Origin of the sequence: Leptolyngbya sp. FACHB-261, assembly GCF_014696065.1 — a bacterium.
Taxonomy (GTDB): Bacteria; Cyanobacteriota; Cyanobacteriia; order FACHB-261; family FACHB-261; genus FACHB-261.
This window is the reverse complement of sequence record NZ_JACJPL010000027.1, coordinates 308,581-329,692: the sequence shown is the minus strand read 5'-3', so window position 1 is coordinate 329,692 and position 21,112 is coordinate 308,581. Positions and strand designations below refer to the sequence as shown.

The following is a 21,112-nucleotide window of genomic DNA, read 5'->3' as shown; positions in this document are numbered from 1 at the left end:
TGACGCTTACTACTATTGACTAGTAGCGGATAGCTTGGACCCGCAACGGCTACTCTATCACCTAAACTAAATTTCCCCAATGAGCGTTATCGATGGCATCGATTACCGTTGTTGATAGTATTGTTGCTCAATCCAGGTCCGCACTTCTGCTTCAGAGTCAGCTTGAAGGGAACGCCCTGTCTTCGGGTCATAAATGTGCCAGCAGACGTTGCCAAAGCGATCTAAGCCTTGCCAGATTTGCAACTCAGAACGGTTCATGATCGCTCTAAGCAAATATTGCCAAAACTCCTGAAACCCCTGAAATAGCGGCAGTGAAGCGTTAGAAACTTTTATCATGACAGTCCCCTAAAAAATAGGATGCTCAGGTAAGCAGTGGATTAAACTGACCCGATGGCTATACTCTCGCTGAGTGACTTAAGAACTGAGAAGGTACAAATTTTGTGAGTTTGTCTAGTACAGCGGCAGCAGCTCAAAACTGTTCCAGTTAAACTTTGTCAAACTGTACCAGTTCAGTTCAGGTTCAATCACGTATACTACAGCTAGCGATATGATGTAATCCTGAAAGAGGGCTACACCGTGAGGATTCCGCTAGACCGGCAATCACCTAAGCCTGTTTACTTACAAATTCGAGATCGCCTGAGTCGCATGATCAAAGCAGGCGTTCTACAGCCTGGCGAGCGGCTTCCCTCGATTCGATCTTTAGCTGAGACTGTCCAGGTTAATAAGCTAACGGTGATTGAAGCCTATGGCGTGCTGGAAGCGGATGGCTTAGTATGTGCTCGACAAGGCGCAGGTTATTTTGTTCACACCACGGTCCCGGTCCTGAATTCTGCTCAGATAGGCTCAACCTTTGCTCCAGCTCAGGAAGTGATTATCCCAGAGCGCCAAGGCATTTCTTATTTCGATTCTTACACCTCTGCTTTGCAAGCTCAACGGCAGAGAGAAGTGTTAGACCTCAGCTCTGGTTTTGCTTACCTGTCTGGTGTAGAAGATTTTCAACGTATTGCTAGACGGGCAGTCACTCAATCAGCCGAGTCGCTCTTTCAATATGACTTTCCTCAGGGACAATTACCATTGCGCAAACAGGTTGCGCAGTTGCTAGTACAGCAGGGTTTAGAAGTCTCCCCCGAGAACTTAATCATCACCAATGGCTCGAAGCAGGGTCTATGTTTGGCAATTCAGTATTACCTCCAACCTGGCGATTGGGTGATTGTTGAAAGCCCTACCTTTCACGGGGGACTGTCTATTTTTGAAGAGCGGGGAGCCAGGGTAATTGGCATTCCTATGACAGCTGAGGGTATGAATCTGCAGTTGCTAGAGCAATATCTCTACAGCCACCATCCGAAGCTGATTTACACCATAAGCACACTGCACAACCCCACAGGAATTACAACGAGTCAGGCCCATCGGCAGCAGCTACTAGCCTTGGCTGAGCGATATCAATGTCCAATTTTGGAAGACAACGCTTACGAAGGGCTGAGCTTTGAGCCAGTGCCACCGCCAATCAAAGCGCTGGACCAAGGCCATTGGGTAACTTATACGGGCACCTTCTCTAAAACTCTAATGCCTGGGCTCCGAATCGGTTACATTGTTGCCACAGGACAGCATTATCAGCCCTTGCTAGAGCGTAAGTTGCTCCACGATTTGCATGCATCTACTGTATCTCAGGCAATTATTAGCGAGTATCTTGCCTCAGGGCACTACCGTCGTCATCTGAGCCGTCTGCAAGCTCAAAACTTACGAGGCCGAAATGTAATGCTGCAAGCCTTGGAGCGCTATTTCCCAGCAAATGTGAGTTGGACGGTGCCTAACGGTGGCTTGTTTCTTTGGGTGCATTTGCCTGCTGATTTGCCGATGCAGGAATTCTGTCAGGCTGCAGTCGCGCAAAAGGTTTTCATTGGCTCTGGACATCTGTTCTTTCCAGGTCAACAAGGCTATCCAGCCATGCGCTTAAATTTCTCCTATCTACCCGAGGAAATTGACCGAGGCATGGCAATTCTGGGTAAGCTATTGCACCGTTATCTGGATTAGAACTTAGCGAAAATTCACCCTTTGCTTCTGATAGAAACCTGATGACCTCTTCGAATTTTCCTGAAAGGATTAAATCTCTACCGCGCTTCTCAGGGCGTTTTGATGCCTTTCGTTTAGCAGCTGAAAATTGCGAGATCTTCTTTGCTCAGTATCCCGGTAATACTGAAATTGAACCTCACCATCACGATACTGATAATTATGGCGTGATTACGCAAGGGGAACTGATTCTAGTGATGGATGGGCAGGAACAACGATTTCAGGTAGGCGACTGGTATCATGTTCCGGCAAAGGCTATGCATGCCGCACGCTTTGAGCAATTTACAGCTGAGATTGAGTTCTGGTTTAAGCCCGATTTACAAGAACTCGATCAAAATCCAGACCACAAATAGAGATTTAAGCATATCCCTCATCCTAAAGTAGGACAGTAGGACAGCATAGTTCTCTCACCCGGAAGATGGCTTAAAGGCTTCCAGGCTGATAAATCTTAGCCTGAAGTACAAAATGGAGATTTCGGGTATGTCCCCTGATGAGCTAAAGTCTCAGTCTCTTTCTAGTGAAACTCAAAATACTGTTGAAGCCTTCGGTAAACTAGACACTGATGCCAAATTAGCTTGGCTTTATTTGGTTTATAAAAAGATGGGGGACTCAATTACACCAGCCGCCCCTGAAGCTGCAGAACCAAACCTTGCGCCGACGCTGTTCGAGAATTATTTTGTCCTTCCCCAAGACCAGCAGCTAGCGGCGATGCGAGCCATTGTTAATCGCGAGGATACTGACCTCTCCCGTGCTTATGGGGCTTTAAAAGAAAACAATCAGTTGCTCGTTTGGTACGCATGGGCTGTGGAAATGGGCAATACCGTTGTCGATATGCCTGGCAACTATCAACCTGCTCAAGCTCTCAATGACCTTTTGTCTCAACTAGAAGGACTAGACTTCGAACAACAAATTTCGGTATTGCGTGAGATAGCTAGAACCATGGGCCACACAGATGTTCAGCCCATTCCTAGCCAAGCAGAAACTGGCAAAACGGCTAGCCTTTAGAACTATCTGCAAAGGGCTATTGGCGAGGCTAAAAACTGGGCTGAATAAACCGAAATGAATTATTTATTCAGCCCTCGACTTATCCAGCCCTGAACTAGCTCAACGGCTTACTTTGTTTATCTGCCAAGACTCTAAACGAGACTTTGCTGTTGAGCTGTAGCTTTGCGTTGAGCTTTCATCGTTTCTACAAAATTCTCGAACAGGTAGTCCGCATCGTGAGGACCCGGACTGGCCTCAGGGTGGTACTGCACCGAGAAGATCGGCAATGATTTATGCCTTAGCCCAGCCACAGTCTGATCATTCAGGTTGAGGTGGGTGACCTCAATATCTGCTCGAGACAGCGAATCTGCATCCACAGCAAAGCCGTGATTCTGGCTAGTGATTTCCACCCGAGCCTGCAAACCTGCGGGTTGATTCAGGCCGCGATGGCCAAACTTGAGCTTGAAGGTTTCTGCTCCCATGGACAGGCCAAGAATCTGGTGCCCCAAACAAATTCCAAATATTGGTTTGTTGGCACTGAGCAGAGCGCGGGTCGTTTCAATGCCCTCAATGACTGCGGCAGGATCGCCAGGACCGTTAGAAAGAAACACGCCTTCAGGGTTGTAGCTCAGAATTTCTTCAGCTGAGGTCGTGCTGGGTACCACGATCACCCGACAGCCGTAGCTGGTAAGGCGTCGCAAGATATTGCGCTTAATGCCGAAATCGACGGCAACTACAGTATAAGGACCGTCCTCTGGCACATCCCCAAGCAGCGGCGCGAATTCCCAAGTACGGTCAGTCGCCTCTTGCCACTCATAGATTTCAGCCGTGGTGACCTCACAGGTTAGGTTCAAGCCACTCATCGAGGGCGTGTGCTGTACCTTCAGCAGCAATTCTTCTGGGTCAAGGATCTCGGTCGAAATGCCCCCATTCATTGCACCCACATCCCGCAGCTTGCGAGTTAGCGCCCGTGTATCGATACCGTAGATGCCGACAACGCGATGCTGCTTTAAGTAGTCCGGTAGCGATTGACTAGATCGCCAGTTGCTCGGGCGTGGTGACACATTACGGGCAATGGCTCCCCGCACTTGAGGACGAGCTGACTCCTCATCCTGCGGATTGACGCCAGTGTTGCCTAACTCTGGATAAGTAAAGGTGACAATTTGACCACAATAGCTAGGGTCAGTAAGGACCTCTTGGTAGCCAGTCATACCTGTGTTGAAGACAACTTCTCCCAGAGCGGTACCTGCAGCACCAAAGGACCAGCCGGTGTAGGTGCTACCGTCCGCCAGAACCAGGAGAGCCGGGAGCTTAGGGAACGAAGTCATGGTGGACTGAGGAGGGAAGAATCGCCCCCATCCTCTCATATCCAGCCCGCATGCGTGGTTGCTTTAGCCAATGCATCAACAAACCCTGAGATTAGGGCACTGCTTTTGACCTCAATTGAGAGTGACAACTGATAATCTGAGCCTTCACTACCCATTACCCATCTAAGCTCTATGCACAACCTCTGAGCCATAGCCCCCAGCTCTATCAGATTCTGAGTTCAGAGCCAGTTGTCTATCTATATTTTGATGTGCTGTATACGACAGAGTTATTGCCTAAAGTGCGGTCATACGTAAATCTAACCCCAAAAAAACGGACAGATATCTCCTAAATCCTTCCAACTGACAGATTACGCCTCCCCTTTTTTTGCCAAAATCATCGAAGTTTTTGCCAAAACCTTCCGCAATTTGCCTTAAACCTGTGTAGAAATCAGCAAGATCCGCTACGCTGTTTTAGCGATAACCTCGTGCTAATGTTTATAGCTTCAGTTCGAAACTTCAAGGGCATACTCAGCGAGTGCAATCCGCTCAGAGCCCTTCACTGAATGTAAAGGCTGGATGTAAAGGAGAAGAGACTTGAATAAAGCCGACCTGGTAAGCAAGATAGCCGCTCAGGCTAATGTGACTCAGAAAACTGCGGATGCGGTTCTTTCTGCCATTCTCGATGTTGTGATGGAGGAAGTATCTAAAGGCGAGAAAATCTCCCTGGTTGGCTTCGGTACCTTTGAGCGTCGAGATCGGGCGGCTCGCGAAGGCCGTAATCCTCAGACTGGCCAAACCATGAAGATCGAGGCCACTCAGGTTCCCGCCTTCACGCCGGGTAAGGGTTTCAAAGCTGCAGTTGCTCCGGGGGAAGAAGTCGAATAGGCCCGGATCGGTTTCGTCAGCCCTCAGGGTGGATACGGGTGGTACTCTGAATCTTCCACCCTCTATCTAGGGCCGTTCTCGATGAAACCTAAGCCAGCGGATTACACGGCACTCGTGCTCCGCTCTCAATCTTTAACACCGACGATCAAAGCGGTTCGGCTGCGGTTGGAGGATGCTCAGGATTTTTGGTTTCTGCCAGGGCAATCCCTGTGGCCCAAGCTTGAGCGCGATGGCCGGACGTTCAGCAAAATTTACTCCATTGCCTCTTCGCCCAGTTGTCGCCCTGAGGTCGAGTTCTGCATTTCGCGGGTCGGCTGGAGTTCTGCTTACTTGCAGGATCTCGAACCAGGCAGTCGTTTCAAACTGCGAGGGCCCTACGGCCTAATGACTCTAGCCAGCGTGCCGGACCAACCACGTCTCTATCTGGCTGAGGGCTCTGCCATTGCGCCGCTCAAGTGCCAGATCGACTGGTTGCATGAGCAGGGCTTTGACCGCCCGGTACAGCTAGTTCAGGCTAACCCAGAGACTCCAGATCAGTTGCCCTACCGTGAGCACTTTGAGCAGCTGAGCCAGATCTGGAAACACTTCAATTATGTGCCGGTCACGCAGGGAAGTCCAGAAGCTTATCTGCAGAATTTATCCCTAGACATTTCCCTTGCCAGTGTTGCCGTCGAGATTTGCGCGGTTGGCGATTGGATGAGCAACGGTCGCCGTGTTGACCGCAGTGCCGAGATCCAGCAAGCAGTGCTGGCTGGCGGTGCCAATCCAGAGTGGGTCAGGACGGAACGATTTGTGGCTTTTTGAGATTGGCCAAGACCTCGAAAAACTGAGCTACCTGGGCCAGGTCTTTGTCGCCAGGGGCTCGCTCGACCCCACTCGACAGGTCAATGCCATCTGGATCCAGCAGCATTAAAGCCCGGCTGATATTGCTGGCATTGAGTCCTCCCGCCAAAATCCAGGCACAACCAGGGCGAAAGTCGCGCAGGGCAGTCCAGTCTAGGGTATGGCCGGTTCCCCCGAGCTGCACTGGATCATAGGCATCGAGCAGTAGCGCGTCCACCTGATCCGCGTATAGGGCTGCTTGAGCCAGGTCAGCAGCGGTGCGAATGCGTAGCGCCTTAACAATGTCGACATCCTGGTTAAGTTTACGAAAGGCTGCGCGTAGAGCTGCGCAGAACTCTGGTGGTTCCTGGCTGTGTAGTTGAACGCCGTTGAGCCCGCCAGCAAGCACGGTGTCTTGAATTTGACTCAAGCTGGCATCAGCAAACACGCCCAAGCGGTCAGGGACCTCAGCCGCAGGCAACTGGCTCCATAGCTGGTCAGTGACGGTGCGAATTTGGGCTGGTGTCACCGCACGGGGTGAACTAGATACACAGATGAAGCCCAACGAATTGGCACCGCATCGAGCAATGGCAACTCCCTGCTCCGGTCGGGTAATGCCACAGATTTTGACCCGCATGGATTCCTCCTAAACCTTGCTTGATCCTAAGGTCTAGGTATCTGAATGCAGCAACATCTGTGGCAAGCTGAGGAATTGGGACCCGCCCCCTCTTCTGGAACTTCCGCCGCACTCTACAACCGCTATGCAGACCTTGCCTACATCATCGGTGCCATCGAGTTTTACGCCAGAGGCAACCGGCCTCATCATCCGTCGCAAAACCCGGCCCGTGCGGGTTAGCAGTGTCACGATCGGCGGCGGACATCCAGTCGTCGTCCAGTCGATGATCAATGAAGACACCCTAGACATTGCTGGTTCCGTAGCGGGCATCCGTCGCCTGCACGAGGTGGGCTGTGAAATTGTCCGAGTCACGGTGCCCAGCCTTGCTCACGCTAAAGCCCTGGCGGAGATTAAGCAACGGCTGAAGGCAACTTATCAGGATGTGCCCCTAGTGGCCGATGTCCACCATAACGGCATGAAAATTGCCCTGGAAGTGGCTCAGCATGTTGATAAGGTGCGGATCAATCCCGGCTTATATGTGTTTGAGAAGCCTAGAGCCGACCGTACCGAATACACCAAGGCTGAATTTGATGAGATTGGCGAGAAGATCCGCGAGACGCTGGAACCCTTAGTAATTAGCTTGCGCGACCAGGGCAAGGCGATGCGCATTGGCGTCAACCACGGTTCGCTAGCGGAGCGGATGCTGTTTACCTATGGCGACACGCCTGAAGGCATGGTGGAGTCGGCTCTGGAATTCATTCGCATCTGTGAGTCGCTGGACTTCCGCAATCTGGTGATTTCGCTCAAAGCTTCCCGCGTACCAGTGATGGTGGCAGCCTATCGCCTGCTGGCCCAGCGCCTAGATGCTCAGGGAATGGACTATCCGTTGCACTTAGGTGTTACTGAAGCTGGCGATGGCGAGTACGGACGGATTAAGTCCACGGCTGGGATCGCAACCCTGCTAGCCGATGGCATTGGCGACACGATTCGAGTCTCGTTGACCGAAGCGCCAGAAAATGAAATCCCGGTCTGCTACAGCATTCTGCAAGCTCTGGGCCTGCGCAAGACCATGGTGGAGTATGTGGCCTGCCCTTCCTGCGGTCGCACGCTCTTTAACTTAGAGGAGGTGCTGCACAAGGTGCGGGAAGCAACCAAGCACCTAACTGGCTTAGATATCGCTGTCATGGGCTGCATCGTCAACGGACCGGGCGAAATGGCAGACGCAGACTACGGCTATGTCGGCAAAACCCCCGGCTACATCTCACTGTATCGAGGGCGAGAAGAGATCAAGAAGGTTCCTGAGGATCAGGGGGTTGAGGAGCTAATCAACCTGATCAAAGCCGATGATCGCTGGGTTGAGCCTGAAAGCTAGTTGAGTTTAGTCTTTGGGTCTGGTCGTTCAGAGTGGTCAAGTTTAATAAATTTGGGCAGTCTGCGCGAGCAGCTCCTAGCTCTCCTCGATCTAGCTCTCCAAACCAACTCCCCAAACCATGGCCAGCGCCTGTTGAGCTGGCTGACCAAAGCGTCGATCGGTTGCCTGTGCTAGATTGGGCGTACTTTTTGCGCCTGCTTCCGCCATTTAATCTCTGTCTTTCTCGAGTCTGTCTTTCCCGAGTTTATGGGCGAACTTTTATGGTAGATTCCCCGCCTCCCCAGTCTCCTCGCGCCTCCAAGGGTTTGCTGATCAGCGCTGCTGCTGCCCTGGTTGCCTTAGCGAGTTGTGCAGTGGTGCAGTTTTCCCAGTCGAAACCTAGCTGGGCAGTGTTCCGCGAGAGCCCGAAGGAACTGGTCGATGAAGTCTGGCAGGTCATCAACCGGGAATATGTGGACGGCACCTTCAATCAGGTGGACTGGCAGCAGGTTCGTCGCACTTATGTCACTGACCGCACTTACAACACCCGCGAGGAATCTTACACCGCTATCCGCGAGATGCTGGAAAAGCTGAACGATCCCTACACCCGGTTTATGGATCCGCAGCAATTTAGCAACATGCAGGTGGACACCTCTGGTGAACTCACCGGGGTGGGTATCCAGTTAGCGGTAGACGAGAAGAGCAAGAAGCTGACGGTTATTGCTCCCATTGAAGACACGCCTGCCTTCCGAGCTGGGATTCAATCCAAGGACTTGATCACGGCGATTGATGGGCGCTCAACTGAGAACATGGACGTCAACGAGGCGGTCCGGTTAATTCGAGGCCGGGCTGGTACGCGGGTGACACTGACGATTCAGCGTGGCAACCAAGCTCCTTTCCAGGTGCCGGTGGAGCGTCAACGTATTGAGATTCATCCGGTGCGCTCTAGTGTGCGTCCCGACGCCAATGCAGGGCCAGTGGGCTATATCCGCTTAACGCAATTCAACGCTAATGCCTCGGCTGAGATGCGCAAGGCGATCCAGGATTTGGAGAAGCAGAATGTCAGTGGCTACATTCTGGATCTGCGCTCTAACCCCGGTGGGCTCCTCTATTCGGCGGCTGAAATCGCTCGCATGTGGCTGTCGGAAGGCACGATTGTCTCGACCATTGACCGACAGGGTGAGACTGACCGGATTAGTGCTGGCAGCCGTTCGCTGACCGATAAACCCCTGGTGGTGCTGGTGGATGGTGGCTCAGCTAGTGCCAGTGAGATTCTGGCCGGGGCTTTGCAGGACCAGAAACGGGCAACGTTAGTCGGCACTAAGACCTTTGGCAAGGGGCTGGTGCAGTCGGTGCATTCGTTGAGCGACGGCTCGGGCATCGCGGTGACGATTGCTCACTACTACACGCCCGATGGCACGGACATTAACAAGAAGGGCATTACCCCCGATATCGTGCTGGATCTGAGCGATGAGCAACGGCAAGCGTTGCGCACCGATAACACTCGGATTGGCAGCGAGGGTGACCCGCAGTATGTGCGAGCTTTGGGTGAGCTGAAGACTCGCATTGCTCAGGCCCGCAATGCGGTGACCTCGAATGCGTCTGGTGGTGCTGCCCAAACCGCTAGACCCGCTGCGACACCGGCTGCGACACCAGGTGCGGCGCCCGTCGCTACACCCGCCACGACTCCTTAAGAGATTGGCTTAGATTGCAATCAACTTCTGAAGGGTTGGCTCGGTTGTGCCTCTGGGCCGCTCTCTAGAAGGCTTTGGGTGAGTTGTGGGTGAGTATTGATTTAAGTCAGGGACCTCTGAGCCATCAGGGTCCCTGCTTGTTTTTTTGGTACGTTGATTGAATCTGTGCGTGGAGGTGCAACATGACAGAACTCAAAGGGCGTGATCTGCTCAGTCTGGCTGACCTCAACCGAGATGAGTTGATGGGGTTGCTGGATTTGGCAGCGGGCATGAAGGCGGGCAAGATCAACCGCTCCCATGAACGGAAGGTGCTGGGTCTGCTGTTCTCTAAGGCCTCCACGCGCACCCGCGTTAGCTTCACGGTGGCGATGTATCAGTTGGGCGGTCAGGTGATTGACCTGAACCCCAATGTTACGCAGGTGAGCCGAGGTGAGCCTCTGGCTGATACGGCGCGGGTGCTGGATCGCTATCTGGATGTGGTCGCCATTCGCACGTTTGATCAGGCAGATTTGGAAGCGTTTGCGGGTTACTGCCAGATGCCTGTGATTAATGCGCTGACCGACCAAGAGCATCCTTGTCAGGTGTTGGCAGATTTGCTGACAGTGCAGGAAGCCTTTGGCAAGCTGGATGGGCTGACGCTGTCCTATCTGGGGGACGGCAATAATATGGCCCACTCGCTGATGCTGGGCTGTGCACTGGTGGGCATGAATGTACGCGTGGCGGCACCCTCTGAGTATTCACCTGACCCCAAGATTGTGGCGCAGGCGACGGCGCTGGCCGATGGGCGCTCGGAGGTGTTGGTGACGACGGATGCGGAACTGGCGGCGAAGGGCGCGCAGGTTCTCTATACCGATGTTTGGGCCAGCATGGGACAGGAGGACTCGGCGGAGTCACGAGGGCCGGTGTTTACGCCTTATCAGCTCAATGAGCATCTGCAAGCGCTGGCCGACCCGGAGGTGATTGTGCTCCACTGCTTACCGGCGCACCGGGGCGAAGAGATTACGGAAGCGGTGATCGAAGGGCAGCACTCGCGGGTGTGGGACCAGGCGGAGAATCGTCTCCATGCGCAAAAGGCTCTGCTGGCGAGTGTGCTCTAGTAGTGAGGTAGGCGCAAGTAGTAGGCGAGTGTTGCGATTATGACGCTGCTGATCTGTCCTGGCTTTCATTCTCCGGAATTGACAGATCAGTTTTTGAGCCATCTGCGCCCTCACCTGCCCTCACGTCCGATTCTGGTTTACCCAGCGCATCGCTACTTGCCCCATAACTCGTTGGCGGTGTTGCAGTTTTTGCAGAAGCATTGTCCTTCGGGTTCGTTGAGTGTGGTGGCGTTTAGCGCTGGTGTGGTCGGTGGTTTGGGGGCTTTGCTGAGTGGACGGGTGCGCAGTCTATTTGCGCTGGATGGTTGGGGGGTACCGCTGGGCTCAACGCAGCAGAGTACGGTTTATCGCCTCAGTCACGATTGGTTTACGCACTGGAGTTCCCATGAGCTGGGCGGTGGGTCGGTCAGCTTCTATGCCGATCCGCCGGTGGAGCATTTGGATCTCTGGACTGCGCCCGATAAGGTGCAGGGTTGGCATTTGGAACCGGAGGGGCGGCGTTGGCGGACGACAGCGCTGGAGTTTTTGGTGCGGTTGATTTAGACCCCTATCCCCCGGCCCCTTTCTCCCGTGGGGAGAAAGGGGAGGCTGATTTGTAGCTCTCGACATTGACCCCTCCCAACCTCCCCTTGCCAAGGGGAGGAGCCCTAGGCGACGGGTTTTAATTTGTAGCTTTCAACATTGACTCCTCCCAACCTCCCCTTGCTAAGGGCAGGTGCCGAAGGCGGTGGGGTTCTGATTTCTCGCTCTCATCTAGAGAATTGAGATAGCCTAATCCGGCCTATAGAAATTGCGCACGAGTTGGGAAATTTGCATCTCAACTTGGGGAGTTCTGCGCGCTGGTTGGGGGGATTTTATATCCGGTCGATGAAGCTGTATCTCAACTTGGAATAATTTAATCTCGGGCTGGTAGGGCTGTATCTCAAGTTGGTAGGGCTATATATTCGGTTGGAATCATTTGATATCGAGTTGAGAAAATTAGGTATCAACTTGGGCAAATGTTGCTTTAGGTTGGGAGTTAGGGTGTGAGGAAGTGGAAACGTTTTGCTTGCTTCTGATAACTCGCGAATAGGAGGTTTTTACAACCTTAGTGAAGGGCTGCAATTGTGGCTATTGGTATGGGCGCTAAAAAACTTGGGCGAGGGGCTTGACAGGCTTATAGAGCTTCCATTAAGCTTTGAGCCCAAGTAGTCATTGCTTCTCTAGCGTCACCTGGAGTCCTAAGCAAACTCCAGATGACTGACCCGCATGTTGAAAATGTCAACATGAAGGCTAGTGGGCAGTTTAGCACTGCTGATTCAACTCCTTTCAGAGGGGGGAGTCTAGTCGTGGCTATGGATTGCGGGGCAATTCAACTCAGAATTGCCCTATTCCTTCAACTGCAAGCTTTTTGGAGTTTTGAGATGCACTTAACTCAGGTGCTTCAGCCGCAGCTTTGTATTTCTCTAGCGCAGATTGCCAAGTTTCTCGGCATTCCTGAAACCATGATTTGTCGCTACGAGCATTGGCCCCATCAGTTGTTTGTGCACCGCCAAGATCGAGGCGGTCAATTTATTAGCTACCGCGTATTTATGGAGTGGATAGAAGCTTGCGCTAAAAGTATTCAGGCTTGTACCGATCTGCGAGTTTTGCAATGGTTAGGCGAAATCATTCGCCTCGAATGTCAACGCTTTACCTATCCTGAAAGCGTGCTGGAACACTGGCGGCAACTGTGGCGGCAGCAACATTATCAGCTCCGCATCGGCCTCTGCCGTCCGCCAATATTGAAAGAAGACCCTGAATTCTGCGCCAACCCAGTAGCCTGAGCTTGGGAACCTGAACGGGCACAAGGAGAAAGTATTGATGGATCGGCGAATTGCCTATTTCGATTGTCCAACCGGCATCTCTGGCGACATGTGTTTGGGAGCGCTAGTTAGTGCGGGCGTGCCTCTGGACTATCTGCGTCAACAGCTAGAAAAACTGGGCATTGCCGATGAATATAAACTCTGGTCTGAACTGGTGCAGCGCAACGATCAGCAGGCGACCAAAGTGCATGTCTATTTGAGGGCTGATGCTAACCCGGATCAGCACGCGCCTCACCGCCATCTGCCTGAGATCGAACACCTGATCCGACAGGCAAAACTGCCGCCCCGTGCCGAAGCCTGGAGCCTCAAGGTCTTTCAAACCCTGGCAATTGCCGAAGGCGCCGTACACGGCATTCCCCCAGAGCAAGTTCACTTTCACGAAGTCGGTGCCACTGATGCCTTAGTCGATGTGGTTGGCACCTGCTTGGGTTTGGACTGGCTCGACCCGGATGCAATCTACTGCTCTGCGCTGCCCACCGGCGGCGGTACAGTCCGCGCTGCCCACGGACGCCTGCCCGTGCCCACCCCAGCCGTGCTCAAACTCTGGGAATTGCGTGGCGTCCCGATCTACGCCAACGGCATCGACCGCGAACTGGTGACTCCGACTGGCGCCGCCCTGGTCACGGCCCTCGCTCAGTCTTTCGGCCCCTGCCCCCCCATGCGCCTACGCAAAATCGGCCTGGGGGCAGGCTCGCAACAGCTGGCCCTGCCCAATATCCTGCGCCTCTGGCTGGGCGAACCAGGTCACAGCGACCATCAGCACAGCCATAGGCAGCACGGTCAAGCTCACCACAGCCACGCGCACGATCACGTTGACCTTGAGCCTGACTTGCCCACGCCCCTAGTGCAGCCGGAGCGCGGACCAGGTGCCGAAGGTCTAGAACCGATTGCCGTACTGGAAACTCAGGTCGATGACCTCAGCCCGCAAGTCGTGGGCTACCTATTTGATGAATTGCCCAAAGCCGGGGCCTTGGATGTGTTCACGCAGGCCGTGGGCATGAAAAAGTCCCGGCCTGGGCTCCTGCTCACCGTGCTTTGCAAACCGGAAGATCTGGAGCAGTGCGAAACCGTCTTGTTCCGCGAAACCAGCACTTTGGGCATTCGCCGCCGCATTCAATCTCGCTCGATCCTCAACCGGCAATTTCAAACCCTAGAAACGATCTACGGTCCCATACAGGTGAAAATCGCCCAACGCGGACAAACCATCGTGAACGTGCAGCCGGAATACGAAGACTGTGCCCGTCTGGCTCGAGCGCAACAGGTGCCCCTGGCTCAAGTGCAGCAAGCGGCTTTAGCCAGTTGGCGGTTAGTCAACCAGCGCTAAGTCGGTTTGCGCCTAGCTATTCAGAATCAGGCAGCCAGTTTCTGGTATCCGGATTGAACTTTCGGTAGCTGAGTAGTGAAGCTGTCGTGAAGCCGTTCCCCGTTGAGAATCTGGTCCAAGACTAAGCAGGGTGTTGACCAGCACACTTCTCCAAATGGGGGGTCTTTTCATGTCAGTCAATCGCACCAGTTATGCTGCGTCCAACGACTACACCAGTCAGAACTTAGGCACTGCTAAGTCATTCGACATCACGCCTTCCCTGACCGACTCCTCAACACCGCTCAGTCTCAGCAGTCCGCAAACACGCTCTAGCAGCAGTCAGCCAGCCGATACCCTTCAAGCCAGCGCCAGCATGAGCGCGAGCACTGCCAGCATGAGCGCGAGCGCTACCAGCATGAGCGCAAGCGCGACCGACTACTGGCACACCAACGGCAGCCAGATCCTCAACGCCAATAATCAACCGGTGCGTATTACCGGCGTCAACTGGTTCGGCTTTGAAACCGCTAACTTCGCTCCTCACGGGCTATGGGCGCGAGGCTACCGCGAGATGATGGATCAGATCAAGAACCTGGGCTACAACGCCATCCGTCTGCCCTTCTCCAACCAACTGTTTGATGCGGGCAGCAAACCCAACGGCATCGACTTCAGCAAGAACGCCGATTTGCAGGGCCTCAACGGTCTGCAAATTATGGACAAAATTGTCGATTACGCCGGACAGAAAAACCTGCGCATCATCTTGGACCGGCACCGCCCCGATGCCTACGCTCAATCTGAACTCTGGTACACCAACAGCTACTCCGAAGCACGCTGGATCTCCGACTGGAAAATGCTCGCCAGCCGCTACAACGGCAACTCCACCGTGGTTGGTGCCGACCTGCATAACGAGCCGCGCGGCAGCGCCACCTGGGGCAACGGTGACTTCAGCCGCGACTGGCGCTTAGCCGCAGAACGGGCAGGCAACGCCATCTTATCTGTCAACTCCAACTGGCTGATCGTGGTCGAAGGCGTCCAGTCCCACAACGGCAGCAACTATTGGTGGGGTGGCAACCTCATGGGAGCCCAGAGCAATCCCGTGCGACTGAATGTCCCCAATCGTTTGGTCTACTCCACCCACGACTACCCGCAGTCTGTCGCCTCTCAACCCTGGTTCAGCGACTCAACTTTCCCCAACAACCTGCCCGCCGTCTGGGACAAACATTGGGGTTACCTGCACAAAAACAACATCGCGCCAGTCCTAGTCGGCGAATTCGGCAGCAAACTCCAGACCAGCCAAGACAACCAGTGGTTCGACAAGCTCACCAGCTATCTGGGCACTGGCGCCAGGGGCATCAACTGGACCTTCTGGTCCTGGAATCCCAACTCCGGCGACACCGGCGGCCTGCTTCAGGATGACTGGCGGAGCGTCAATAGCCAGAAGCAAGCCAAACTGGCCCCCATTCAATTCTCCGGTCCCATCTCTAGCCAACCCTCGCTGACAATCAGCGACGCCAAACGCGACGAAGGCAACGCGGGCACTGCCAACGTCAGCTTCAGCGTGAAGTTATCAAAAGCCAGCACCAAAACTGTGACCGTTGCCTACGCCACCGCCAACGGCACGGCCACGGGTGGCTCCGACTACCAGGGCCGCAGCGGCAGCCTGACCTTCAATCCTGGCGAAACCCAGAAGGCCATCAGCATCCCCGTGATTGGCGATACGCGAGTAGAAGCCAATGAAACCCTCTTGGTTAATCTGAGCAAAATCACCAACGCCACGCTGGCCGATGCTCAAGGGCGGGGAGTAATCAGCACTGACGATCCGGTCAACCTCAGTGGCAGCCAAACTCTCACCGCCGAACTAACCCCAGGCGACCGCAGCAACCCCACGCTCAGCAGCCGCCACCGTGATGACTATCGCCTAACGGGGGTTTCTGCCGGACGACGACTGCGCCTCAACCTCGACTCGACCCGGTTCAATCCCTATCTGCAACTGGTGAATGCCTCAACCGGCCAGGTTCTCGCCGCCAACGACAACGCCAATGGTGGTCTCAACTCGCAACTGTTCATGACCGTGCAATCGGGCGTGAACTATCTGATCCGCGTCACCAGCGCCAGCAATTGGGCCACGGGCAGCTACACTCTGAGGACCAGCCCTGCCTGATCTGGTTTGGATGGGCTGCGCCTCGCTAACTGGCCAGCCTATCTGCCTGCAAGATGACATCTCCAATTGATCCCAACTGGATGGACCGCTGCCTAGAATTGGCTGCTCGTGCTCAGGGTCGCACAGCTCCCAATCCAATGGTCGGTTCAGTGGTCCTCCAGGGCGATCAGGTCCTGGGCGCAGGCTTCCATCCCGGGGCCGGTCAGCCCCACGCCGAAGTGTTTGCCCTGCGCGCAGCCGGGGAGCAGGCGCGAGGCAGCACCCTCTACGTCAACCTGGAACCCTGCAATCACTACGGACGCACGCCGCCCTGCACCGAAGCGATTTTGCAAGCAGGCGTGGCGCGAGTGGTGGTTGGCATGGTCGATCCCGATCCCCGCGTTTCGGGCGGTGGCATCGAACGGTTGCGGACCAATGGCATCGAGGTGATCGTGGGCGTGCAAGAGGCCGCCTGTCAGCAACTCAACGAAGCCTTCGTGCATCGCGTCACCCAAAAACGCCCCTTCGGCATTCTCAAATACGCCATGACCCTGGATGGTCATATCGCCGCGCCCACCGGCCATAGCTTCTGGGTCACAGGTGAAGCCGCCCGAACTGAGGTGCATCGACTGCGCAGCATTTGCGACGCTGTGATCGTTGGCAGCAATACCGTACGGCAAGACAACCCTCAACTCACCTGTCGATTAGAAGCAGGGCGAAACCCCTTGCGAATCGTGATGAGCCGCAGCCTGAACCTACCTGAAAAAGCCCATCTCTGGGACACTGCCACAGCCCCAACCCTGGTTCTGACTGAAGCCAATCCCGATCCCAGTAAGCTCCAACCGGATACGCATGGGCAACAGCTTAGACAACAGTTCAGACAACTGCTGGAAAAGCAGGGCGTTGAAGTAGTTGAACTCGACCTCCTCACACCAAAGACCGCATTGGACTATCTATATAGTCGAGGTCTACTCACCGTGTTATGGGAATGCGGCGGCACACTAGCTGCTCAAGCTATTCGAGAGGGCACCGTACAAAAATTGCTAGCCTTCATCGCGCCCAAAATCATCGGCGGCTCTGGTTTTACACCCGTAGCGGATCTCGGCTTCACTGAAATGACCCAAGCCCTGCAACTGAAGCAATTGCAAGTGCGCCAATTGGGGCAAGACTGGCTATTTGAGGGGTATTTGTAGAGCCAGTTGGGGAGGCTTGTGAACTTGGGGAGAGACTTTTAAATTCGGGCGGGGGAGATTGGCGAATTCGGGCGCAGAGATTTGTGGATTCGGGCGCAGAGATTTACGAATTTGGGCGGGGGAGTTTCTAAATTCGGGCGGGGGAACCCCGCCCCTACTCCCAGGTTAGGGCCATGACTAGGCTGCCTAGGACGGCAGGATCGGCTTGGGCCAGTTCGTGGTTGTCATCGATTAGAACTTCGAGCTCTTCAGCCTCAATTAGGGGCCGTAGCAGTTCCATGTAATCGTTGAGGCTTGGCTCATCGGGATCAGCGTTCATGGCAGAGGCAGGCACGGGGGTTCCTTCACTTTAGCTTGCGGATCTTTCAGTTTCCGGGCCACTTTGCAAACCAATTTCTATCTCAGTCTTCAGGCTGGTTTAGGGCTCAGAATTCTGGTTGGAATTGCCGAATAACTTCAGCATCGGGACAGAGGCACCCAAGCACGAAGCAATAGTCGCAATACCACCAAAAATGTCCGGTGCTTGCATCTGATCGAGCAAGCTATCGGATGCGAAGGGCAGGGTCGCCAGCATGGCGCAAGACAGACCTAGGCGAGGCAAAAGTCTTTTGAGAAACATAGTTGACACCAAAGAGAACAATTCCTCAACGCCCATTTACGTACGTATCTATATAGATCCATATAGATATAGACAGAACTCAATGAACGAGTGGTCTCGGTTCGGCTTCATCGGCTTCGAGCTTGGGCAAGCTTGGTGAATTCCTAGCAATAACCTCAAGCTTGCTTAAAGCTATCCGGCTAACTTAGCAGCCTCCTCCGCTTCCATCAACTGCTGCACAAAGTTTGTGTAAACATCAGCCTTGATGAAGGCTGGGTTTTGCATAATCTTTTGGTGAAAAGCAATAGTGGTAGGCAAGCCGGTAATCGCGCATTCCCGTAGCGCTCGCCGCATGCGGATAATGGCACCGCTTCGATCAGGTGCCCAGACAATCAACTTACCGATTAAGGAGTCGTAATAAGGCGGGATTACGTAGTCTGTGTAGACGTGGGAATCCATGCGCACACCGGGGCCACCAGGCGGTAAGTAGCCGCTAATCCGACCGGGATGGGGTCGAAAGTTGTGTTCAGGATCTTCGGCGTTGATCCGGCATTCGATCGCATGGCCATTGAGCACGACTTGCTCTTGGGTCAGCCGCAGTTTTTCGCCCCGCGCAATGCGAATTTGCTCGGCAATCAGATCGAGCCCCGTAATCATCTCAGTGACCGGGTGCTCCACCTGAATGCGGGTGTTCATCTCCATAAAGTAGAAATTGCCATGGCGATCTAGCAAAAACTCCACAGTACCGGCGCCAGTGTAGTTAATCGCCTGAGCGGCTTTTACCGCAGCCGTTCCCATCTTCGCGCGCAGTTCCGGGCTCAAGGCTGGGCTGGGCGCTTCTTCTAGCAATTTTTGGTGGCGACGCTGAATTGAGCAATCTCGTTCACCTAAGTGAATGACATTGCCGTGAGCATCCGCCAAAATCTGAAACTCAATGTGGCGTGGCCGCTCAATGAATTTCTCCAAATAAACGCCAGGGTTGCCAAAAGCGGCTTCTGCTTCGCCCTGAGCGGCTCGCAGTAGACGCAGCAATTCTAGTTCGCTGGGGACAAAGCGCATACCGCGCCCACCGCCACCTGCCGTGGCTTTAATCATCACGGGGTAGCCAATTTTAGTCGCTAGATTCAAAGCTTGAGACTCGCTTTCAATCAAGCCATCGCTACCCGGAACTGTGGGCACTTTGGCCCATTGCATCGTCTCTTTGGCTGTGGATTTGTCCCCCATTGCCGTAATTGCTGCGGGCGTGGGACCAATGAAAGTCAATTGGTGGTCGGCACAAATTTCAGCGAAACGAGCGTTCTCCGCTAGGAAACCATAGCCTGGATGAATGGCGGTGGCGTTGCGCGTCAGGGCAGCCGCAATGATATTGGGGATGTTGAGATAACTTTTGGCACTGGGCGGCTCGCCGATGCAGACCGCTTCATCAGCCAGTTGAACATGCAGCGCATTGCGATCCACAGTGGAGTGGACGGCAACCGTAGCAATTCCCATCTCTTCGCAGGTACGCAGGATCCGTAATGCAATCTCGCCCCGATTGGCAATCAAGATTTTAGAAATCTCTTTTTGGGGCACTGGCGCAATGTCTCTCCGGGCCTCTGACGAGAACGGCGTCATAGTGCAGGCGTAATGGGGTGAAGACGTAGCATACTACGTCTGTACTGGCGAGAGAGATCCTATCACTGTGGTGTGCGGCTGCCGATGAAAAAATCAATTCAGGCTGGGCGTGGGTCTCTACAACCACTTGATCGGGCTGTGGCGATTGCCGTCCTGATCCTGCTGGTTTTAACTGGGCTACTGCTGTTTGGCGGTGATCAAACGGCCCCACAAGTCCGGACCTTCAGCTGGTCTGGACGGCAACTCAGCAAGACAGATGTTGCCATGACCTTTGACTTCAACCGGCCCATGAATACCAAAAGTGTGGCCGACCAGCTTCGGTTTGAGCCTGCTTTGCCAGGTCGTCTGAGTTGGGCTGGCCGTCGCATGGCCTATACGCCAGACTTGCCGCCGCAAGCGGGCACAGAATACCAAGTTCGGCTGACCCAGGCGCAAGATCGCTTTGGCCGAGCGATGGCGCGTCCGTTTGAAAGCCAGTTCAGCACACCGACCCCTCGCCTGCTCTACCTAAGCATTGCCGCTGAAAATGCCGGGCGGTTAATGCGCTATGACTTTGCCACCGCTCAGACCACAGCTGTCACACCGCCGAACCTGGTAGTCAGTGACTTCAAGCCTTATCCGGATGGCAAGCGAGTGTTATTCAGTGCAGCCGAGCGTACTGCCGCGCAGCAGGGCACCGATTATAACCAGCTCCAGCTCTATCAAATAGACCTAGAAACAGGTCAGCTCAGCCTCCAATTAGACAGCCGAGACTATCAACTTTTGCGTTTTGCTTTATCCCCCGATGGCAAAGCGATTGTGGTGCAGCGCTTTGATCGAAAGACCCAACAGCCCCAGCTAGACCAGCCAATTGCTAATGCGCAATCGAGCTTGGGGCTATGGTTACAACGTGAAGGCGACCCCCAATGGTCTTTGATTAGCAACCAGGCCACGGGCGAATTTTTGATTACCCCTGATAGCTCGGCCTTGATTATTGCCCAAGGCCAAGGGCAAACGATTTTTCCGCTGACCCCAAAAGCGAAAGCGCTGGAGTTTTTGCCCCGCTTTGGCACAGTCCTCAACTTTGCAGCAGATGGTACTCAAGCCGCAATGGTGCAATTTAACCCTGATTACACCAGAGATTTATTTCTGGTCAGTACTGCAGGGCAGCCCCGTAAATTACTACATAGTGAGGGCAACTTCAAGACCTGTGAATTCAATCTGAACCGAACCACGCTCTACTGTGTCGTCACTCGTGTTGTTGGCAAAGGCTACGACGAGTATCCAGCTCTAGTCGCCATTGACCTCAAAACAGGTCAACTGCAAACTTTGTTGGAACTCAATGAGCGCACCGATTTAAATTTCAACCTTGCACCGGATCAGCGTAGTCTGCTTTATGACCGGGTCAGTCTAGCTGCAGGCATAAGCCAGGGAGTGGTGCGTAGTCTACAAGGAGAGCCAATCGCTGTGGGTGAGATTTGGCAGTTGCCGCTTAAGCCGGAGCCGAGTGAGCCGATTCCCCTTAAGTTGCTGGGAATTCGTCCTTTGTGGTTGCCCTAAAGATTGTCAATAGATTGTCAGTAGATTGTTGGTACAGACTAGCCGTAGGCTGTAGATCAAG

Annotated in this window: 21 protein-coding genes; 15 read left to right on the top strand and 6 right to left on the bottom strand. The window is 54.0% G+C overall.

The window, feature by feature from the left end; translation table 11 throughout:
- Positions 1–102: 102 nt before the first annotated feature.
- Entirely contained in the window at positions 103–336 is a 234-nt protein-coding gene (locus H6F94_RS21165) for a hypothetical protein (RefSeq protein ID WP_199320566.1), read from the bottom strand.
- Between the two features lie 240 nt (positions 337–576).
- On the opposite strand from H6F94_RS21165, the gene H6F94_RS21160 reads away from it, so the two are divergent.
- The 3 genes from H6F94_RS21160 (at position 577) to H6F94_RS21150 (ending at position 3,072) form a co-directional block, all read left to right on the top strand.
- The gene (locus H6F94_RS21160; RefSeq protein ID WP_190804237.1) at positions 577–2,031 is read left to right on the top strand and encodes an aminotransferase-like domain-containing protein; all 1,455 of its coding nucleotides are present in this window, start codon (positions 577–579) and stop codon (positions 2,029–2,031) included.
- A gap of 41 nt (positions 2,032–2,072) precedes the next feature.
- On the top strand, positions 2,073–2,420 hold the full coding sequence (locus tag H6F94_RS21155; RefSeq protein ID WP_190804236.1) for a cupin domain-containing protein: 348 nt from the start codon (positions 2,073–2,075) through the stop codon (positions 2,418–2,420).
- A gap of 127 nt (positions 2,421–2,547) precedes the next feature.
- On the top strand, positions 2,548–3,072 hold the full coding sequence (locus H6F94_RS21150) for an orange carotenoid protein N-terminal domain-containing protein (protein ID WP_190804235.1): 525 nt from the start codon (positions 2,548–2,550) through the stop codon (positions 3,070–3,072).
- Between the two features lie 131 nt (positions 3,073–3,203).
- Here the strand turns inward: H6F94_RS21150 and carA are convergent, their stop codons facing one another.
- A complete protein-coding gene (carA, locus tag H6F94_RS21145) occupies positions 3,204–4,379 on the bottom strand; it encodes a glutamine-hydrolyzing carbamoyl-phosphate synthase small subunit (RefSeq protein WP_190804234.1) in 1,176 nt (391 codons plus the stop codon).
- Between the two features lie 573 nt (positions 4,380–4,952).
- Here carA and H6F94_RS21140 point away from each other — a divergent pair.
- Together H6F94_RS21140 and H6F94_RS21135 are read left to right on the top strand one after the other, a co-directional pair.
- The gene (locus H6F94_RS21140) at positions 4,953–5,243 is read left to right on the top strand and encodes an HU family DNA-binding protein (RefSeq protein WP_190804233.1); all 291 of its coding nucleotides are present in this window, start codon (positions 4,953–4,955) and stop codon (positions 5,241–5,243) included.
- 81 nt (positions 5,244–5,324) lie between these two features.
- On the top strand, positions 5,325–6,047 hold the full coding sequence (locus tag H6F94_RS21135; protein ID WP_190804232.1) for an FAD-binding oxidoreductase: 723 nt from the start codon (positions 5,325–5,327) through the stop codon (positions 6,045–6,047).
- Here H6F94_RS21135 and H6F94_RS21130 read toward each other — a convergent pair.
- On the bottom strand, positions 6,019–6,702 hold the full coding sequence (locus tag H6F94_RS21130) for a phosphoribosylanthranilate isomerase (protein WP_190804231.1): 684 nt from the start codon (positions 6,700–6,702) through the stop codon (positions 6,019–6,021). The two genes, H6F94_RS21135 and H6F94_RS21130, sit on opposite strands and share 29 nt — an antisense overlap.
- Before the next feature lie 45 nt (positions 6,703–6,747).
- Between H6F94_RS21130 and H6F94_RS33315 the strand changes: the two genes are divergently transcribed.
- The 9 genes from H6F94_RS33315 (at position 6,748) to ribD (ending at position 17,300) form a co-directional block, all read left to right on the top strand.
- Entirely contained in the window at positions 6,748–6,921 is a 174-nt protein-coding gene (locus H6F94_RS33315; RefSeq protein WP_313949346.1) for a hypothetical protein, read from the top strand.
- Complete coding sequence (gene ispG / locus H6F94_RS21125) at positions 6,851–8,053, top strand: (E)-4-hydroxy-3-methylbut-2-enyl-diphosphate synthase (RefSeq protein ID WP_313949345.1); 1,203 nt, start codon at positions 6,851–6,853, stop codon at positions 8,051–8,053. The genes H6F94_RS33315 and ispG overlap by 71 nt, the downstream gene beginning before the upstream one ends.
- A 260-nt stretch (positions 8,054–8,313) precedes the next feature.
- Positions 8,314–9,726 carry a carboxyl-terminal processing protease CtpC gene (ctpC, locus tag H6F94_RS21120; RefSeq protein ID WP_190804229.1) on the top strand — a complete coding sequence of 471 codons (1,413 nt, stop codon included), beginning with the start codon at positions 8,314–8,316 and terminating at the stop codon, positions 9,724–9,726.
- Positions 9,727–9,908: 182 nt separating this feature from the next.
- The gene (argF, locus tag H6F94_RS21115) at positions 9,909–10,823 is read left to right on the top strand and encodes an ornithine carbamoyltransferase (RefSeq protein ID WP_190804228.1); all 915 of its coding nucleotides are present in this window, start codon (positions 9,909–9,911) and stop codon (positions 10,821–10,823) included.
- A gap of 39 nt (positions 10,824–10,862) precedes the next feature.
- Positions 10,863–11,366, top strand: coding sequence for a hypothetical protein (locus H6F94_RS21110; RefSeq protein WP_190804227.1), 504 nt, complete (start codon positions 10,863–10,865; stop codon positions 11,364–11,366).
- 692 nt (positions 11,367–12,058) lie between these two features.
- Positions 12,059–12,628, top strand: a complete 570-nt coding sequence (locus tag H6F94_RS21105; protein WP_190804226.1) for a hypothetical protein — start codon at positions 12,059–12,061, stop codon at positions 12,626–12,628.
- 37 nt (positions 12,629–12,665) lie between these two features.
- Positions 12,666–13,991 (top strand): nickel pincer cofactor biosynthesis protein LarC, encoded by a 1,326-nt coding sequence (larC, locus tag H6F94_RS21100; protein WP_190804225.1) that lies wholly within the window; start codon positions 12,666–12,668, stop codon positions 13,989–13,991.
- Positions 13,992–14,160: 169 nt separating this feature from the next.
- Positions 14,161–16,128 carry a cellulase family glycosylhydrolase gene (locus H6F94_RS31780; RefSeq protein ID WP_199320565.1) on the top strand — a complete coding sequence of 656 codons (1,968 nt, stop codon included), beginning with the start codon at positions 14,161–14,163 and terminating at the stop codon, positions 16,126–16,128.
- 53 nt (positions 16,129–16,181) lie between these two features.
- On the top strand, positions 16,182–17,300 hold the full coding sequence (ribD, locus tag H6F94_RS21085; protein ID WP_190804223.1) for a bifunctional diaminohydroxyphosphoribosylaminopyrimidine deaminase/5-amino-6-(5-phosphoribosylamino)uracil reductase RibD: 1,119 nt from the start codon (positions 16,182–16,184) through the stop codon (positions 17,298–17,300).
- Between the two features lie 154 nt (positions 17,301–17,454).
- On the opposite strand, the gene H6F94_RS21080 is transcribed toward ribD, so the two are convergent.
- From H6F94_RS21080 to accC, 3 genes are all read right to left on the bottom strand, one after another.
- Positions 17,455–17,634, bottom strand: coding sequence for a hypothetical protein (locus tag H6F94_RS21080; RefSeq protein WP_190804222.1), 180 nt, complete (start codon positions 17,632–17,634; stop codon positions 17,455–17,457).
- An 84-nt stretch (positions 17,635–17,718) separates the two neighbouring features.
- On the bottom strand, positions 17,719–17,919 hold the full coding sequence (locus tag H6F94_RS21075) for a hypothetical protein (RefSeq protein WP_190804221.1): 201 nt from the start codon (positions 17,917–17,919) through the stop codon (positions 17,719–17,721).
- A 171-nt stretch (positions 17,920–18,090) separates the two neighbouring features.
- Positions 18,091–19,512 (bottom strand): acetyl-CoA carboxylase biotin carboxylase subunit, encoded by a 1,422-nt coding sequence (gene accC / locus H6F94_RS21070; protein WP_190804220.1) that lies wholly within the window; start codon positions 19,510–19,512, stop codon positions 18,091–18,093.
- An 84-nt stretch (positions 19,513–19,596) separates the two neighbouring features.
- Here accC and H6F94_RS21065 point away from each other — a divergent pair, with 84 nt between their 5' ends.
- Entirely contained in the window at positions 19,597–21,051 is a 1,455-nt protein-coding gene (locus H6F94_RS21065) for an Ig-like domain-containing domain (RefSeq protein ID WP_190804219.1), read from the top strand.
- The last annotated feature ends 61 nt before the right edge of the window (positions 21,052–21,112 follow it).

Bases quoted from the DNA above. Each gene is read 5' to 3' on its own strand.
- H6F94_RS21165 (WP_199320566.1), bottom strand. From the start codon at position 336: ATGATAAAAGTTTCTAACGCTTCACTGCCGCTATTTCAGGGGTTTCAG.
- H6F94_RS21155 (WP_190804236.1), top strand. From the start codon at position 2,073: ATGACCTCTTCGAATTTTCCTGAAAGGATTAAATCTCTACCGCGCTTC.
- H6F94_RS21150 (WP_190804235.1), top strand. From the start codon at position 2,548: ATGTCCCCTGATGAGCTAAAGTCTCAGTCTCTTTCTAGTGAAACTCAA.
- carA (WP_190804234.1), bottom strand. From the start codon at position 4,379: ATGACTTCGTTCCCTAAGCTCCCGGCTCTCCTGGTTCTGGCGGACGGT.
- H6F94_RS21135 (WP_190804232.1), top strand. From the start codon at position 5,325: ATGAAACCTAAGCCAGCGGATTACACGGCACTCGTGCTCCGCTCTCAA.
- H6F94_RS21130 (WP_190804231.1), bottom strand. From the start codon at position 6,702: ATGCGGGTCAAAATCTGTGGCATTACCCGACCGGAGCAGGGAGTTGCC.
- H6F94_RS33315 (WP_313949346.1), top strand. From the start codon at position 6,748: ATGCAGCAACATCTGTGGCAAGCTGAGGAATTGGGACCCGCCCCCTCT.
- ctpC (WP_190804229.1), top strand. From the start codon at position 8,314: ATGGTAGATTCCCCGCCTCCCCAGTCTCCTCGCGCCTCCAAGGGTTTG.
- argF (WP_190804228.1), top strand. From the start codon at position 9,909: ATGACAGAACTCAAAGGGCGTGATCTGCTCAGTCTGGCTGACCTCAAC.
- H6F94_RS21110 (WP_190804227.1), top strand. From the start codon at position 10,863: ATGACGCTGCTGATCTGTCCTGGCTTTCATTCTCCGGAATTGACAGAT.
- H6F94_RS21105 (WP_190804226.1), top strand. From the start codon at position 12,059: ATGACTGACCCGCATGTTGAAAATGTCAACATGAAGGCTAGTGGGCAG.
- larC (WP_190804225.1), top strand. From the start codon at position 12,666: ATGGATCGGCGAATTGCCTATTTCGATTGTCCAACCGGCATCTCTGGC.
- H6F94_RS31780 (WP_199320565.1), top strand. From the start codon at position 14,161: ATGTCAGTCAATCGCACCAGTTATGCTGCGTCCAACGACTACACCAGT.
- ribD (WP_190804223.1), top strand. From the start codon at position 16,182: ATGACATCTCCAATTGATCCCAACTGGATGGACCGCTGCCTAGAATTG.
- H6F94_RS21075 (WP_190804221.1), bottom strand. From the start codon at position 17,919: ATGTTTCTCAAAAGACTTTTGCCTCGCCTAGGTCTGTCTTGCGCCATG.
- accC (WP_190804220.1), bottom strand. From the start codon at position 19,512: ATGACGCCGTTCTCGTCAGAGGCCCGGAGAGACATTGCGCCAGTGCCC.
- H6F94_RS21065 (WP_190804219.1), top strand. From the start codon at position 19,597: ATGAAAAAATCAATTCAGGCTGGGCGTGGGTCTCTACAACCACTTGAT.